The sequence below is a fragment of the Pedobacter sp. SYSU D00535 genome, assembly GCF_017355855.1.
In the GTDB taxonomy this organism is placed as follows: domain Bacteria; phylum Bacteroidota; class Bacteroidia; order Sphingobacteriales; family Sphingobacteriaceae; genus Desertivirga.
In genome coordinates this window covers 391,276-405,401 of record NZ_JAFEWD010000003.1, presented here as the reverse complement: position 1 = coordinate 405,401, position 14,126 = coordinate 391,276, and the positions used below count along the sequence as shown (strand labels likewise).

Here is a 14,126-nt window from a genome sequence, read left to right as displayed (position 1 = left end):
ACTTTGTTACATCTTTAATAAAAAAAGGCATTCCAGTTCAGGGAATGCCTTATCGCAAACATTTTAAAGGGAGGTAATCAGGACAAATATTTACCTACAATTGGCATTCTTCGTCCCATCCCGAATGCTTTGGGAGAAACGCGAAGTATTGGGGGAGCCTGAGCCCTCTTAAACTCCGCTTTGTTCACCATTTTCAGCACCTTTTTTACCAGTTCTTCATCAAACCCCTGAGCAATTATATCCCTCGAGCTTTGTTTGAGTTCAATATATTGAAAGAGGAGCGCATCCAACACGTCATAGTCAGGTAATGAATCGCTATCTTTTTGTCCCGGACGAAGTTCGGCCGAAGGTGGCTTCACAATACTATTAATGGGAATTATTTCCCGCTCTCTATTCAAATGATTCGCCAACTGATACACCTGCGTCTTATAAACATCTCCCAGCACAGAAATGGCGCCTGCCATATCCCCGTAGAGGGTACCGTAACCTACTGCACATTCACTCTTGTTCGAGGTATTGAGTAGGATGTAGCCAAACTTATTGGAAAAGGCCATCACGATTATTGCCCTGCATCTCGCTTGAATATTTTCTTCGGCGACGTTAAATGGAAGCCCCTTAAATACAGGTTCCAGTAATTTATCGAAAGCATCGGCAGCCTCTTTTATTGCCACGATCTCGTGCTTACACCCCAAATTCTTTACCAGATCAAGTGCGTCCTGAATAGAATGGTCTGTAGAAAATTTCGAAGGCATCAGCACTGCCATCACATTCTCCGGCCCCAGGGCCTCTGCTGCCAAAGCACACACAACCGCGGAGTCAATCCCTCCTGATAAACCTAAGACTGCCTTAGAGAAACCCGACTTTCGGAAATAGTCCCTGATGCCCAGCAGTAATGCCTGGTGAATTTGCTCGACGTCTGCGATGGCTTTAAAGGGCATTGGTGCCAGTTCCGCTATCGTCTTACTGTGGAGTTCATATATCCTCAGATCCTCCTCAAAAGACTTCAACTGGTCAAGCAGCTGTCCTTTCTCATTAAACACAAAGGAGCCACCGTCAAAAATAATCTCTGTTTGGGCACCAACCTGATTAACATACAAGAGAGGAAGACGATACTTTTTAGAATTATCACTTAAAACTTTGTACCTATTATCGTCGTGCTTATAGGAGAAGGGGGAAGCTGCAATGTTAATCATAACGTCAGGCTCTTCCTTAATCAGCTCGTCCATCGGACAAGAGACATAAAGGGGATCATCATTGATGTTCCATAAGTCTTCACAGATTGTAAGCGCTATCTTTTTGCCCTTGAAGCTGACACAGCTAAAACTTGTATTCTGTTCGAAGTAGCGGTTCTCATCAAACACATCATAAGTAGGTAGTAGTGTCTTATTCACTATTGCCTTAACTTCCCCATTCTCGATGAAATAGGCAGAATTATAAAGGTTTTTACCTTCGACCCTTGGATTTTTTGTTGGAGCCCCTATAATACAGGCAACATCTGTACAGGCAGCGGTGATTTGCTTTATTGATTCATCACATAGCTCTATAAACTCACTAAACTCGAGAAAATCCCTAGGTGGATATCCGGAGATCGCTAGCTCTGCAAAAACAACCAGCTCCGCTCCTTGCGACTTCGCTTGATTTATTGCTTTAATTACTTTTTCTGTGTTCGATTCAAAATTTCCGATATGATAATTAAGTTGAGCAAGAGCAATCTTCATTTTACTTCCTTTAATATTTCAAATACGCCGATGTAACAATTAGAAAAAGACTCCTAGATTCAACGCCACATAGGAGTTTTTCGAGTCGTCATTAGTGAAAGCGTTGGTAAAACCGTTGTTGAAAGTAACACCTGTCTGAATGTTTAGGTTTCTCCCAATATTCCATTCTGCCCCGGCACCGGCGATCAGGCTAAGTCGAAAAATATTCGTATCGTCGGAAATATTAACATTATTTCCGCTAGCCGTATTTCCATCTGTGTCCCTGTATTCGTAATCTTGGGTAGCGCGCACCTTTATTCCAGTTCCTAAACCAAATTGTCCGTAGAAGCGAGCCATTTGCCCCTCGTTGCTTTTCAGCTTCAGCGTAAGCGGCACTTCAATGTATTGCAAGCTGTTAATTCTCTTATTGGTGACATTTTCGGCAGAGATATCATCGCGACTGTTGATCCGGGTGAGCGTAAAGCCAGTACCGAAAAAGTAATTGCGGGCGAACCCAAGATCGGCAATAACGCCATAAGATATGCCAACGCGTGGACTTCTGTCGCCCTCATTTGAATTACTACCAGGAGTACTTAGCCAGCCCAAATTTGGACTAACGGTGAAGCCAAGCTGAGTAGTTTTCGCTTCCTCCTGGGCTTTCGCAAACAGCGGCAGAAGTGATATAATCAAAACACAAAATCTATTTTTCATATTTTCGTTAGATAATTAGTATGAAAAGGACTGCTCAAATCTACTCGTTTTTTTTAATTGCGTTAATTTTTGTCGCTTGTAAGGATAGAAAAGAAGTTGATGTAAGTAAAATTGAATTGGATATCTCCATCGAGCGATTTGATAAAGACTTGTCGACCTTAACAGCCGAAAACGCGGCAGCCAAGTCGCCCGAACTTCAGAAAAAGTACGGCCAGTTTTATGTTGATTTCATGTCGGAGATGCTAAGTGTAGGAGATCCGGCCGATCCCTACTTTTTAAGGAATCTTCAATCAGTACTCAACAATCCGGACTACGAGAATCTCAAAAAAGAAATCCGGGCCAAATTTCCGGATCTTGGAGAAACAGAAGAAGAATTGGAGAATGCATTCAAACACGTCAAATATTATTATCCTGAGCAGAAAATACCGAAAGTAGTGGCTTTTTTTTCAGGCTTTTCCGTTCAAACTCCCATAGGCAACGATTACATAGGCATTGGCCTCGACATGTTTTTAGGTGCTAATTCTAAGTTCTATCCTGCACTTCGGCAAAGTATCCCATTGTATATTTCCAGAAGATTTACTCCTGAAAATATTACGCCCAGGGTGATGGAGACTTTTGTGAGAGAAGAAATGTTTCCTGAACCCGACTCGTTGAATACTTACCTGGACCGGATGATCTACAACGGAAAGATTATGTATTTTATGGATGCAGTAATGCCGAAAGTAGTTGACTCACTGAAGATTGGTTATTCTGCTCAGCAGCAGGAGTGGGCAGACAACTTTGAGCCGCAAATCTGGGGTTATTTCTTGGAGCAGAACCTTGTTTATGAGACGGACTTCATGAAGATCCAAAAGTATTTATCAGAGGCGCCCTTTACACCTGGAATCGGAGAAAGAAACGAATCAGCTCCAAAGCTGGGAATTTTTATCGGATGGCAAATAGTGAAAGCGTATATGGACGAGAATCCTAAACTGACGCTTCAGGAATTAATGAAGACTACCGACTATCAGATGATTTTGAATAAGTCGAAATATAAACCAAAATAAAAGGGGCTGAAGGCCCCTCTATTTTATGTCTACTTCAAGATGTTTGAAACTGATTTAAGGCAAATCAAAACGCCAACGATCAGAATGATATTAGAAACGGCATCAATGAATGTCCAGGTACCTAAAAAGCGAAGCACAACGCCGATCATCGTCACCACAATTCCTAGAGTCATCAGAGTATAGTGACTTGGATTATTTGCGTTATTAGTTGTATTACTTTCTTTGTATGTTTCTTTAAAGTTTTCCATTTCCATTTTATAAGTGTGGCGAAATTACAAAACTAGCCTGACACTCAAAAGTGAAGAAACTAAAAAAGCAAACATTCCTTTTAGCTGACAAGTTATTGCTTTAGCAGTAAAACTCGTACTACTATGGCTAAATATTCGAAAAAGGCTTCCGAAAAAGTGGAAGAAGCGGTACATGAAATGAAGGAAGGCGACTTGAAAACCGGCACAGGAAAAAAGGTATCTTCACGGAAACAGGCGATTGCAATTGGCCTGTCGGAAGCACGCAAAGAGGGCGCAAAAGTTCCTGATAAGAAGAAATAAGTAAATAAAAGAGCTATTTCAATAGCTCTTTTATTATTAAGCTATTGATAGTTCCTCCAAAGCTGAATCGATGATCTCCATCTCTTCAACACTTAGCTTGAGTTCCATCGATTTGGCATTTTGGAGCGCTTGCTCTGCGTTCCTGGCTCCAGCCAAAGCCACTGTTATTCCTGGCTTTTCAACCGTCCATCTTAAAACAAGCTGAGCAAGGGAAGCCCCCTTCCCTTCTGCTATCGGTCTGATCTTGTTCAGTAAATCGTTTACCCGGTTGATGTTGTCAGGGGTATAAAATTTATGACCGGCACGGTGATCTCCTTCGTTAAACTGATGTCCTGGTTTAATTTTCCCGGTGAGAAGGCCGCGTTCCAAAGGACTGTATGCAAGAATGGATTTTTTATTGGCCACACAATAAGGAACTACTACTTCTTCAATTCCACGGTTTAACATACTGTAAGGAACCTGGTTAGAAACAATATTAACTACAGAATTAGCCGCCTTCATTTGCTCGTCGTTGTAATTACACACCCCGGCATAACGCACTTTCCCCTGTTCAATTAGCAAGCGTACAGCCTCATAACTTTCTTCGATCGGGGTAGTAGGATCGTCCCAGTGGATCTGGTACAAGTCAATATAATCAGTACCTAGAAGCTTCAAACTGGTCTCACACTCCTTAATCACACTTTCCCTGCCTGCATACTTGTGGATATCGATATCCCTACCTGCATTATCCTTACTTTTGAAGTAAAACTGCCCTACAGGAGCGTCCCATCTTAGTCCAAACTTAGTAAAGATTTGTACTTTGTCCCGCGGCAGCTCCTTTATTGCCTCCCCGACTATCTCTTCACTCAAACCTTGACCATATACAGGCGCCGTGTCAATGGACGTAACACCGGCATCAAAAGCGGCCTTGATAGCCTGAACCGCCTCTCTACGTTCCGTTCCGCCCCACATCCATCCGCCTGCTGCCCAGGCGCCGAAAGTAATCACAGAAGCCTCCAAATCAGATTCGCCAAGTTTTCTATATTCCATATACATCAAATTTTATTCTCAACATGAGTTGCAATATTAAGTTTGATTGAGAAAACTTATGTCAGGGCGATGTAGCTAAATAAAATAAGCAGTTCATAAAAAAAGCCCTTCCATCTCTCGATGAAGGGCTTTCTATAATTTTAAAACTCGTTTTTATCCGTTTGACAAAGCAGCAGCTCCGGATACAATCTCCGTAAGCTCCGTTGTGATTGCTGCCTGACGTGCCTGGTTATACGACAATTTCAATGACCTCAACAGTTCTCCTGCGTTTTCTGTCGCTTTGTCCATCGCCGTCATACGGGCACCGTGTTCAGAAGCGTGAGAATCAAGCACCGCTTTGTACAGTTGAATTTTAATTGTCTTTGGAATCAGGGTATTAACGATCTCCTCTTTAGAAGGCTCCAGAATATAATCTACTTTTGAAGCAGCATTCGAGTTGCTCTGATCATTTTTTGCTACCGGAAGAAGCTGCTCAGTGATCAGTTCTTGCATGGCCGCATTCCTGAAATGGTTGTAAACTACCTCCACTCTGTCAAAATCCCCCTTAAGGAACCCCTGCATAATAGCTTCAGCAATTTTAGAAACGTTTTCAAAGCTTAGATCACTAAAAAGATCATTGTTGTTTCCAATGACGTTATACTTACGTTTCTCGTAAAAGTCCTGACCTTTTTTACCGATCGCCACAATACTTACGTTGCCTTTCTGATATTGCTCAGCGTATCTGCTCGAGATAAGTTGATTAGTAGCCTTCATAACGTTAGCATTGAAAGCACCAGCCAGACCTCTGTTTGAAGAAACTACTACCACCAGGATTTTGTTCGGCTCACGCTCCTGAATAAAAGGAGAAGACGAAGCCTCAAGGCTTGCAGAGAGATTACCAAGAATATCCTTTAGCTTGTTAGCATAAGGGCGTAACTGAATAATAGCATTCGTAGCCCTTTTCAACTTGGCCGCCGAAACCATTTTCATGGCTTTAGTAATCTGCTGTGTTGAGCTTACTGATGATATCCGGTTTCTTACTTCTTTTAAATTAGCCATTTTAAATGTGCAAATTTTTATTGTGCAAATATGCAGGTCTTTTAACCTACAGTTCGCGATAGCATATGTTAGTGATAGTACCCGAGCAAACTATTGAGGTTTGATCAGGTACTTTTACTTCTTAGTAACGGGCAGCTAACTCCTTAGCAACAGTTTCCAGAACTGAAGTGATGCTATCATCAAACTTTCCAGCCTTTAGGGCTTTTAAAGTATCAGGATGACGCAGTTCCAACTGCTGCAGGTATTCCGCTTCGAACTCTTTCACTTTGTTCACTGGTACCGGACGTAATAATCCTTTCGTACCTGCGTAGATGATTGCTACTTGTTTCTCAACCGCAACCGGCGAGAATTGTCCCTGCTTAAGGATTTCCACGTTGCGTGCTCCTTTATCAAGAACTGCCTTGGTAGCGGCATCTAGGTCAGAACCGAACTTCGAGAACGCCTCCAACTCACGGTATTGAGCCTGGTCTAGTTTAAGCGTACCAGCAACCTTCTTCATCGATTTGATCTGAGCGTTACCACCCACACGAGATACGGAAATACCTACGTTGATCGCAGGACGAACCCCAGCGTTGAACAAGTTCGACTCAAGGAAGATCTGACCATCCGTAATAGAGATTACGTTAGTTGGGATATATGCAGAAACGTCTCCAGCTTGTGTCTCGATAATTGGAAGCGCTGTCAATGACCCACCACCTTTCACCAAATGCTTGATCGACTCTGGAAGGTCGTTCATGTTTCTGGCAATCTCGTCAGAAGCGTTGATCTTAGCAGCACGCTCTAACAAACGACTGTGAAGATAGAACACGTCTCCAGGATAAGCCTCACGGCCTGGAGGACGACGAAGCAGAAGAGATACCTCGCGGTAGGCTACTGCCTGTTTTGACAAATCATCATAGATGATCAAAGCAGGACGTCCTGTATCACGGAAGAACTCACCAATAGCAGCACCTGCAAATGGTGCAAAGAACTGCATTGGAGCTGGATCAGATGCAGAAGCAGCAACTACTACCGTGTACGGCATAGCTCCGTTCTCCTCTAACGTACGAACGATGTTGGCTACCGTAGAATTCTTTTGTCCAACAGCAACGTATATACAATAAACTGGCTGACCAGCTTCGTAAAACTCTTTTTGGTTGATGATGGTATCGATACAAACGGCAGTTTTACCTGTTTGACGGTCACCGATAACCAACTCACGCTGACCACGGCCGATCGGGATCATCGCATCGATCGCTTTGATACCTGTTTGCAGTGGCTCGTTTACCGGCTGACGATAGATTACTCCAGGCGCTTTACGCTCGATAGGCATCTCATAAACGTCACCAGCAATAGGACCTTTACCGTCGATTGGCTGACCAAGTGTGTTTACAACACGCCCAAGCATGCCGTCTCCCACTTTGATCGAACCGATACGGTTGGTTCTTTTAATGGTATCGCCTTCTTTAATTTCCGAATACTCTCCCAACAATACAACACCCACATTATCTTCTTCAAGGTTTAATACAATACCTTGTAATCCGTTCTCAAATTCAACCAGTTCTCCTGATTGTACTTTGGTAAGGCCGTACACACGAGCGATACCATCGCCCACTTGCAGCACCGTACCAACTTCTTCAAGTTCGGCCTCTGATTTAAAGCCCGACAACTGCTGACGCAAAATCGCCGAAACTTCATCTGGTCTTACCTCTACCATAGTTTTATTTATAAATATTTATTTGTAAATCTATTTTATTTCTTTGATTACCTGGGGTTTCGTTTTCCGCTCGTACTGGGCCGTGCCGTAGCAACGTGGCAATCATCGGCTTCAATCGAGTTTAGTTTAGAGCTTACTACCCCTGTGCAAACTCTTTTTTTAGTCTGTTCAAACTGCTGGCGATACTAGCATCGAACTGCTTGTCGCCCACCTTTAAAACAAACCCGCCGATCAACGATGGATCTACCTTCGCTTCTAAAAGAACTTCCTTCTTCGTTGCTTCGGTTACCACAGCTGCCAGCTGTTTTTTATTTTCTTCAGTAAGAGGAGCTGCTGAGGTAACAACAGCTTTAATAATACCCTTACGACGGTTGTATTCGTTTATAAATTCCTTCGCTGTTGCGTACAACACCACTGAACGTCCCTTCTTCGTAACGATTGAGAAAAAAGAAAGAATCATTGGGTTAAGAGTTCCAAACAACGAGTTCAGAATTCCAAGCTTCTTATCCGGGCTGATAATAGGATTTTTCAAAATCGCCTGAAGTTGCGGATTATCACGCACAACTTGAAGGAAAGAAGCAATATCATTCTTCACCTGCTCCAAAGAGTTTTGCTCTTGCGCAAGGTCAATAAGTGATTTTGCGTATCGGGATGCTACTTGTATTTCAGACATTGCTTTTTTTATTTCGGGCTTAGGAGTTTCAATTTAGAAATCGACCTTCGGCCTTTCGCAATTAGTTTAATTTAACTTCCTTCAACAGATCAGAAACCAAAGCTTCTTGCTTGGATTGATCCTCAAACTGACGACGAAGGATTTTTTCTGCAATCTCAATTGAAAGAGTAGAAACCTGGTTCTTCACGTCAGCCAAAGCAGCAGCTTTCTGAGATTCAATCTCTACCCGCGCTTTTTCGATCATTTTCGCACCTTCAACCTCAGCACTGTTTTTTGCTTCAGCAACGATCTTATCTTTAAGCTCTTTGGCTTCCTTCAAAATTAAATCGCGTTCTGCACGAGCCTGATTTAACAAGGCTTCATTCTGGCTGGTCAATCTCGCCATCTCCGCTTTTGCATTCTCTGCAGAAGCCAAAGCAGTTTCGATGGAAAGCTCGCGCTCGTGAATTGCGCCAAGGATTGGTTTCCAGGCAAGTTTCTTTAATAATAAAAGTAGAATTAAAAAAGCCAGACCTGACCAAACAACAAAACCAATGTGATGATTTAGTAAACCTTCAAATAGTTGTTCCATTATTTTATAAGAGTTTCGAATTCGTTTTTTTAATAAAGAACCGGAAAAAAACCAACCGTTAAATTCCGGTTCTCTCTTTAAGGATTAAGCTCCTACGTTGTTACCCAATAGTGCTACTACCACACCGAAAAGAGCAACACCTTCAATAAGCGCTGCAGCGATGATCATAGCTGTTTGGATTTTACCAGCTGCTTCTGGCTGACGAGCGATACCGTCCATAGCTTTACCACCTACTTGACCGATACCGATACCAGCACCAAGAACTGCTAATCCTGCACCTAATGCAGCAATTGAACCTACTACCATAATTGTATTTATTTATATAATTTAAAAATAGTTTCTAATTAATGATGATGCTCGTCTACCGCAGTTCCGATAAACAGCGCAGTAAGCATCGTGAAAATAAAGGCCTGAAGAAACGCTACCAATAACTCAAGCACATCCATGAACAGCACGAACGCTACCGATACCGGAGCAAGTGCAATCGACTTGAAGATAAAGATCAGGGCAATTAAGCTCAACACGATGATGTGACCCGCAGAAATGTTCGCATACAAACGAATCATCAATGCAAAAGGTCTTGAAATTACACCGATTAATTCTACAGGGATCATGATTGGATACAACCACCAAGGCACGTCAGGAGTGAATATGTGCTTCCAGTAGTATTTATTGGCATTCAGGTTTACTGCCAACAACACGATAAACGACAACACAAAGGTCATAAAGATATTTCCGGTAACGTTCGCCCCTCCCGGAAAAATAGGAATCAGACCAAGCAAGTTATTAATCCAGATGAAAAAGAATAAAGTGAGCAGCAAAGGCATGAATTTCGCGTAGTGATTACCAATGTTTGGACGAGCTATCTCATCCCGAACAAATAAGATAATCGGCTCAATAAACGACTGCAACCCCTTCGGCGCTTTCCCTACCCTCTTCTTGTATGCAGATGCTACTGATGTGAAGATGATAAGCAATAAGGCGATGGATAAAAAGATAGCTGCGATATTTTTTGTAATAGAGAAATCATAGATATTAGCCGAGGCTACTTTATCGATTTGACCGTTAGCATCCAGCACGTAGATTTTATCTTCAACCAAACCATACGTATAATACTTACCTTGGTAAGGCTGCTCTCCATGATGAAACTGGGAAGAAGAGAAAGTTTCTACACCTTTATCGGTATACAATATCACCGGAAGCCCGATAGAGGTATGCCCCCAAAGGTGCCAGGAATGTGAATCAGCAATGTGCTCCATGATGACAGTTGTTGCATCGAAAGGCTCATGCTCGCCTTCACCTTCGGGATGCTCGGTACCCGGAACATGAGCATCACTCTCCACCTGGTTGGTGAAAGTAGTATCTTCCAACTGATGCGGCGCATTTTCATGCGTAGCTTGAGCAGGAGCTTGTAGGTATGAGAAAATCAAAAAAAGAGCAAAAACAGCACTAAATCTAATTTTTTTTGAGTCTAAAATGTGGGCTAAGGACATTTACTGCGAGTTTTTTACGTTTTATTTTGGTGGCGCAAGTTACGTAACAGTGCATAAACTTCAAAGGCAGTAAATAAGAAATATACAGAAAAAAATTGAACGGCGAAGGAAACGCCGTTTACGCTGATTTTCAGGAGGTAAGCGAGAACAAATGCCATACAAAAAAGCATCTTCACTGCTAGGGCTCCCATTATCACTAAAGTTGAAATTTCCGGTCCTTTTCTAAGGCCGAACACAGAAGCAGAGTAGGCTATCACTGTGATAAAATACTGAAATCCAAAAATCAGCCAAAAATCAGGAACAAGAACAGAATCTTTTGAATCAGACTCCTCAATAGTTAGAAAAATAAAAGCCAGAATCAATGAAATTCCGGTAAAAAGAAGAAGGAACCTTAAAAAACTCAAGACTTTAAGCGCTTAATTGAACGAATTACTAAATACAGGGCTATAAACACGCCAGCGAGACTTAAAGAAGCAGTATACAAAGGCACTTCTGAACTTTTGCTAGCATCGATACGATAACCAATGTAAGTGAAGATCCCAATAATCAGAAACATTTGGAAGCCCAGAGCCGAATACTTAGCATACACGTTGAGATATTTCTTCTTCTCTTCAAGAAAGTCTTTGTTTTTTGAATCATCAGCTTCCATATTTCGTATACTGCAATCTACGGTCCAAAAGTAGTAATTAATATATTATCAATAATCTATCTGGTTCTACCGTGATTAGTATATTTAACCCTGATTTGGAGAGAGAATAAAATATTTTATTGAAGCAAGTGTTATTATAAAAGTCAATTTCTGTCAATTTTGAAATCCAATCATTTACCGCTCTTTTTTTTGCTGCTGGGTGTTGTTATCAGTGGAGGGTGTAGTTCGTCGAGGGATACCGTAACGAGCAGGGGCATGCAAAATCTAACTGCCCGATACAATATAATCTATAACGCCAGGATCTTGCTTGATCAAAGTCAGCGGGATTTGGACGCTGCTATCCCTGACGATTATAGTCAGATCCTCCCCGTTCAAAAAGAACCAACGGAGGCTGCAGCCCAAAATGTGAATGCCATCCTCGACTCGGTCATTTTTAAAGCAAACACCATCGTTAATGACAAGTTATACAGTCGATACGTCGACGATGCGTATTTCCTTATTGCAGAGGCGAACCATTATAAAGCCAATTTTTTCAATGCTGCTGAGTTTTTCAATTACGTTCACAGTACGTATCCCAAGTCCGTGGTTTTGCGACAAGCTTCGCTTATTGGCCAGGCAAGATCTTTAATCCAACTGGAAAAATACCAGGAGGCAGCTGAACTGCTGGATACCGCCAGAAAATACGTCGACTCCTCTAAAAAGCTGAAGGGCCTGGCGGACAACTTCTATGCAACGGACGCGCAGTTGCTCATCCGTACAGAAAAAGAAACAGAGGCCATAGAGATGCTGAAAAAAGCGATAAAAGGAAAGGCAACGAAACAGAATAGGATTAGATGGACTTTCATCCTGGCCCAACTTCAGGAAAGAAATAATCAGCTAGAGGAGGCGTATACGAACTACCGGAAAGTTGTAAAAAGCAACGCCCCCTTTGACATGGCTTTCAATGCGGCCTTAAATAGAATTGGGGTAGAAGACCGGCTGAGCGGGCAGAATGCGGATCAGATTAGCCGATTAAGGTCGATGATTCGAAACGAAAAGAACAAAGATTTTATCGATCAGATCTACGCTCGGATGGGGGATATTTATGCAGACCGGAATGAAAACGAAAGAGCCATAGAAAACTATAACCAGTCGATACGCCAAAGCACCAGAAATCAAAACCAAAAGGGTCTATCCTACTTAAAGATCGCAGATATCCATTTTCGTAATGGAGACTATGTAACGGCTAAATCCTACTATGATAGTACCACAGCTACGTTATCACCTTCTTTTGCAGGGTATGACCTGATAAGAAAAAAAGCTTCGAACCTTGATTTGCTTGCGAACAGGTACCGGGTTGTTGGCCGTGAAGACACGCTACAAATGCTTGCCCGCCTACCCGAAGCAGAACGCGAAGAACGGATAGCCGCCTTTATCCGCCTGCACAAAGAAAAATCAGCAGTACCAACTGTTGATGCCGGTAACCCGGGAACTCAAACTGCGGCACTTGACCAGCCTGCTCTTTCGAACATGGATGGAAAATTCTATTTCAACAACAGCTCGGCACTAGCCCAGGGCGCACTCGACTTTAGAAAGCGCTGGGGCAATAGAAAACTGGAAGATAACTGGCGCAGAAGCACCAAAAGTCTGGCAGATGCGAACGCCGCTATTCCTGACGATCCTGACGCTCCTGTTGGGCTTCCAGTGAGCACAAGCCCATCGTCGGTAAGTCCGGAAGTATTGAGGAACTCCTACATCAGCAATTTACCCTTCACAGAAACAGCGGTACAAGCCTCCAATCAGCGCATTGCGGAAGCCTATTATGATATCGCTACGTTTTATAAGGATGAACTCAAAGACAACCGTGAGGCGATCAAAACATTTGAAAGACTCCTAACCCAAGTGCCGGAAAGCACCTACAAACTACCGGTATACTATCATCTGTATCGCCTTTACAGCACTTTGGATGAGAAGAAATCAGAAGAATATAAGAACTACCTCCTGAGCAGGCATCCAGAATCGCCCTTCGCAAGGGTAATTAAAGACCCGCAGTTCAGTAGCCGAGACAGCGAAAAAGACGCGGAGCTATCGCGGGCCTATAATCAGATCTATGATCTGTATGTGGAACGTAAATACGACCAAGTACTTGAGCAGGTATCACGTCTGGAGCAGCAATTTGGGAACAATCGGCTGTCACCTCAACTGGCCTACCTTTCTTCACTGTCTTTAGGGCATCTTCAGAAACTGCCTGCTTTTGAAAGCTCGCTGCAGCAGCTAACTGCGAACTTCCAGGACGACAAGTTTATTACGCCACTTGTTAAACAACAGCTGGAGTACATCGCGGCAAACCGAGATGCTTTCACCAACAGACCTACCGCGTTAACAGACTTTAATCCTGATGACTCCTTCTATATAGAGCCGGTGAATGAGCAAAAGGGCGTTTGGGCTACTACTCAGCCTATTGCAAAGCCCGCCCCCTCTACGGCATCAGCTAATGAACAGGCGGCAGTTTCAAAACAACCCGAAATCGCTCCTGTACCGCAAAATGTCAACGCAGCAGAGAGCACAGAACCGACAGCTGAACTTGTCACTGGAAGGCCGGTAGACAAATCCACTCCTACCGTGAAACCGGCCTATACGCTTCCAGAGTCAGGAGAGTATTATTTCATAGTAAACGTGATGGACGCGGGAGCCAATTTGAACTCATCGAGATTTGGAATTGGACAGTTCAATAGATCCCGATTTTCGGGCATGCAATTGAAACATCAACTGAAAAACGTTAACAACGAGAATCAATTGATTTACATCGGGTCGTTTAGCAGTCTAAACGATGCTAGCAGCTACGAAAAGGCCATTCTGCCGCTCATCAGAGATATTATCAAGCAGGCTCCGGAAAAATACAATACCTTTGTGATCACTAAAGACGAGTTAGAAAAATTGAACAATAACGCGCAGATTACAGCGTATCAGGAATTTTATAAGAACAGCAGATAAAT

General features: G+C 42.8%; 15 protein-coding genes. 3 read left to right on the top strand and 12 right to left on the bottom strand.

Going from position 1 to position 14,126, the window contains the following annotated elements:
* Nucleotides 1-77 precede the first annotated feature (77 nt).
* Nucleotides 78-1,718 (bottom strand): NAD+ synthase, encoded by a 1,641-nt coding sequence (locus tag J4N23_RS09790; RefSeq protein WP_207426816.1) that lies wholly within the window; start codon nucleotides 1,716-1,718, stop codon nucleotides 78-80.
* A gap of 39 nt (nucleotides 1,719-1,757) precedes the next feature.
* Complete coding sequence (locus J4N23_RS09785) at nucleotides 1,758-2,408, bottom strand: porin family protein (RefSeq protein ID WP_207426811.1); 651 nt, start codon at nucleotides 2,406-2,408, stop codon at nucleotides 1,758-1,760.
* 20 nt (nucleotides 2,409-2,428) lie between these two features.
* Between J4N23_RS09785 and gldB the strand changes: the two genes are divergently transcribed.
* Nucleotides 2,429-3,454 carry a gliding motility lipoprotein GldB gene (gldB, locus tag J4N23_RS09780; protein ID WP_207426810.1) on the top strand — a complete coding sequence of 342 codons (1,026 nt, stop codon included), beginning with the start codon at nucleotides 2,429-2,431 and terminating at the stop codon, nucleotides 3,452-3,454.
* Nucleotides 3,455-3,483: 29 nt separating this feature from the next.
* Here the strand turns inward: gldB and J4N23_RS09775 are convergent, their stop codons facing one another.
* Entirely contained in the window at nucleotides 3,484-3,627 is a 144-nt protein-coding gene (locus J4N23_RS09775; RefSeq protein ID WP_242689170.1) for a hypothetical protein, read from the bottom strand.
* 198 nt (nucleotides 3,628-3,825) lie between these two features.
* Between J4N23_RS09775 and J4N23_RS09770 the strand changes: the two genes are divergently transcribed.
* The gene (locus J4N23_RS09770; protein WP_207426807.1) at nucleotides 3,826-4,002 is read left to right on the top strand and encodes a DUF6496 domain-containing protein; all 177 of its coding nucleotides are present in this window, start codon (nucleotides 3,826-3,828) and stop codon (nucleotides 4,000-4,002) included.
* A 36-nt stretch (nucleotides 4,003-4,038) separates the two neighbouring features.
* On the opposite strand, the gene J4N23_RS09765 is transcribed toward J4N23_RS09770, so the two are convergent.
* From J4N23_RS09765 to J4N23_RS09725, 9 genes are all read right to left on the bottom strand, one after another.
* On the bottom strand, nucleotides 4,039-5,031 hold the full coding sequence (locus J4N23_RS09765) for an aldo/keto reductase (RefSeq protein ID WP_207426804.1): 993 nt from the start codon (nucleotides 5,029-5,031) through the stop codon (nucleotides 4,039-4,041).
* Between the two features lie 153 nt (nucleotides 5,032-5,184).
* Complete coding sequence (atpG, locus tag J4N23_RS09760; RefSeq protein WP_207426801.1) at nucleotides 5,185-6,069, bottom strand: ATP synthase F1 subunit gamma; 885 nt, start codon at nucleotides 6,067-6,069, stop codon at nucleotides 5,185-5,187.
* Between the two features lie 121 nt (nucleotides 6,070-6,190).
* Entirely contained in the window at nucleotides 6,191-7,765 is a 1,575-nt protein-coding gene (atpA, locus tag J4N23_RS09755) for a F0F1 ATP synthase subunit alpha (protein ID WP_207426800.1), read from the bottom strand.
* A gap of 136 nt (nucleotides 7,766-7,901) precedes the next feature.
* A complete protein-coding gene (atpH, locus tag J4N23_RS09750) occupies nucleotides 7,902-8,438 on the bottom strand; it encodes an ATP synthase F1 subunit delta (protein WP_207426799.1) in 537 nt (178 codons plus the stop codon).
* 61 nt (nucleotides 8,439-8,499) lie between these two features.
* Nucleotides 8,500-9,009 (bottom strand): F0F1 ATP synthase subunit B, encoded by a 510-nt coding sequence (locus tag J4N23_RS09745; protein WP_207426798.1) that lies wholly within the window; start codon nucleotides 9,007-9,009, stop codon nucleotides 8,500-8,502.
* 84 nt (nucleotides 9,010-9,093) lie between these two features.
* Nucleotides 9,094-9,315 (bottom strand): ATP synthase F0 subunit C, encoded by a 222-nt coding sequence (gene atpE, locus J4N23_RS09740; protein ID WP_207426796.1) that lies wholly within the window; start codon nucleotides 9,313-9,315, stop codon nucleotides 9,094-9,096.
* Nucleotides 9,316-9,353: 38 nt separating this feature from the next.
* Complete coding sequence (atpB, locus tag J4N23_RS09735; protein ID WP_207426794.1) at nucleotides 9,354-10,502, bottom strand: F0F1 ATP synthase subunit A; 1,149 nt, start codon at nucleotides 10,500-10,502, stop codon at nucleotides 9,354-9,356.
* Nucleotides 10,503-10,516: 14 nt separating this feature from the next.
* A complete protein-coding gene (locus J4N23_RS09730) occupies nucleotides 10,517-10,906 on the bottom strand; it encodes a hypothetical protein (RefSeq protein WP_207426792.1) in 390 nt (129 codons plus the stop codon).
* A complete protein-coding gene (locus tag J4N23_RS09725) occupies nucleotides 10,903-11,151 on the bottom strand; it encodes an AtpZ/AtpI family protein (RefSeq protein ID WP_207426791.1) in 249 nt (82 codons plus the stop codon). The genes J4N23_RS09730 and J4N23_RS09725 overlap by 4 nt, the downstream gene beginning before the upstream one ends.
* A gap of 255 nt (nucleotides 11,152-11,406) precedes the next feature.
* Here J4N23_RS09725 and J4N23_RS09720 point away from each other — a divergent pair, with 255 nt between their 5' ends.
* Nucleotides 11,407-14,124 carry a tetratricopeptide repeat protein gene (locus J4N23_RS09720; RefSeq protein WP_207426790.1) on the top strand — a complete coding sequence of 906 codons (2,718 nt, stop codon included), beginning with the start codon at nucleotides 11,407-11,409 and terminating at the stop codon, nucleotides 14,122-14,124.
* Nucleotides 14,125-14,126: the final 2 nt, after the last annotated feature.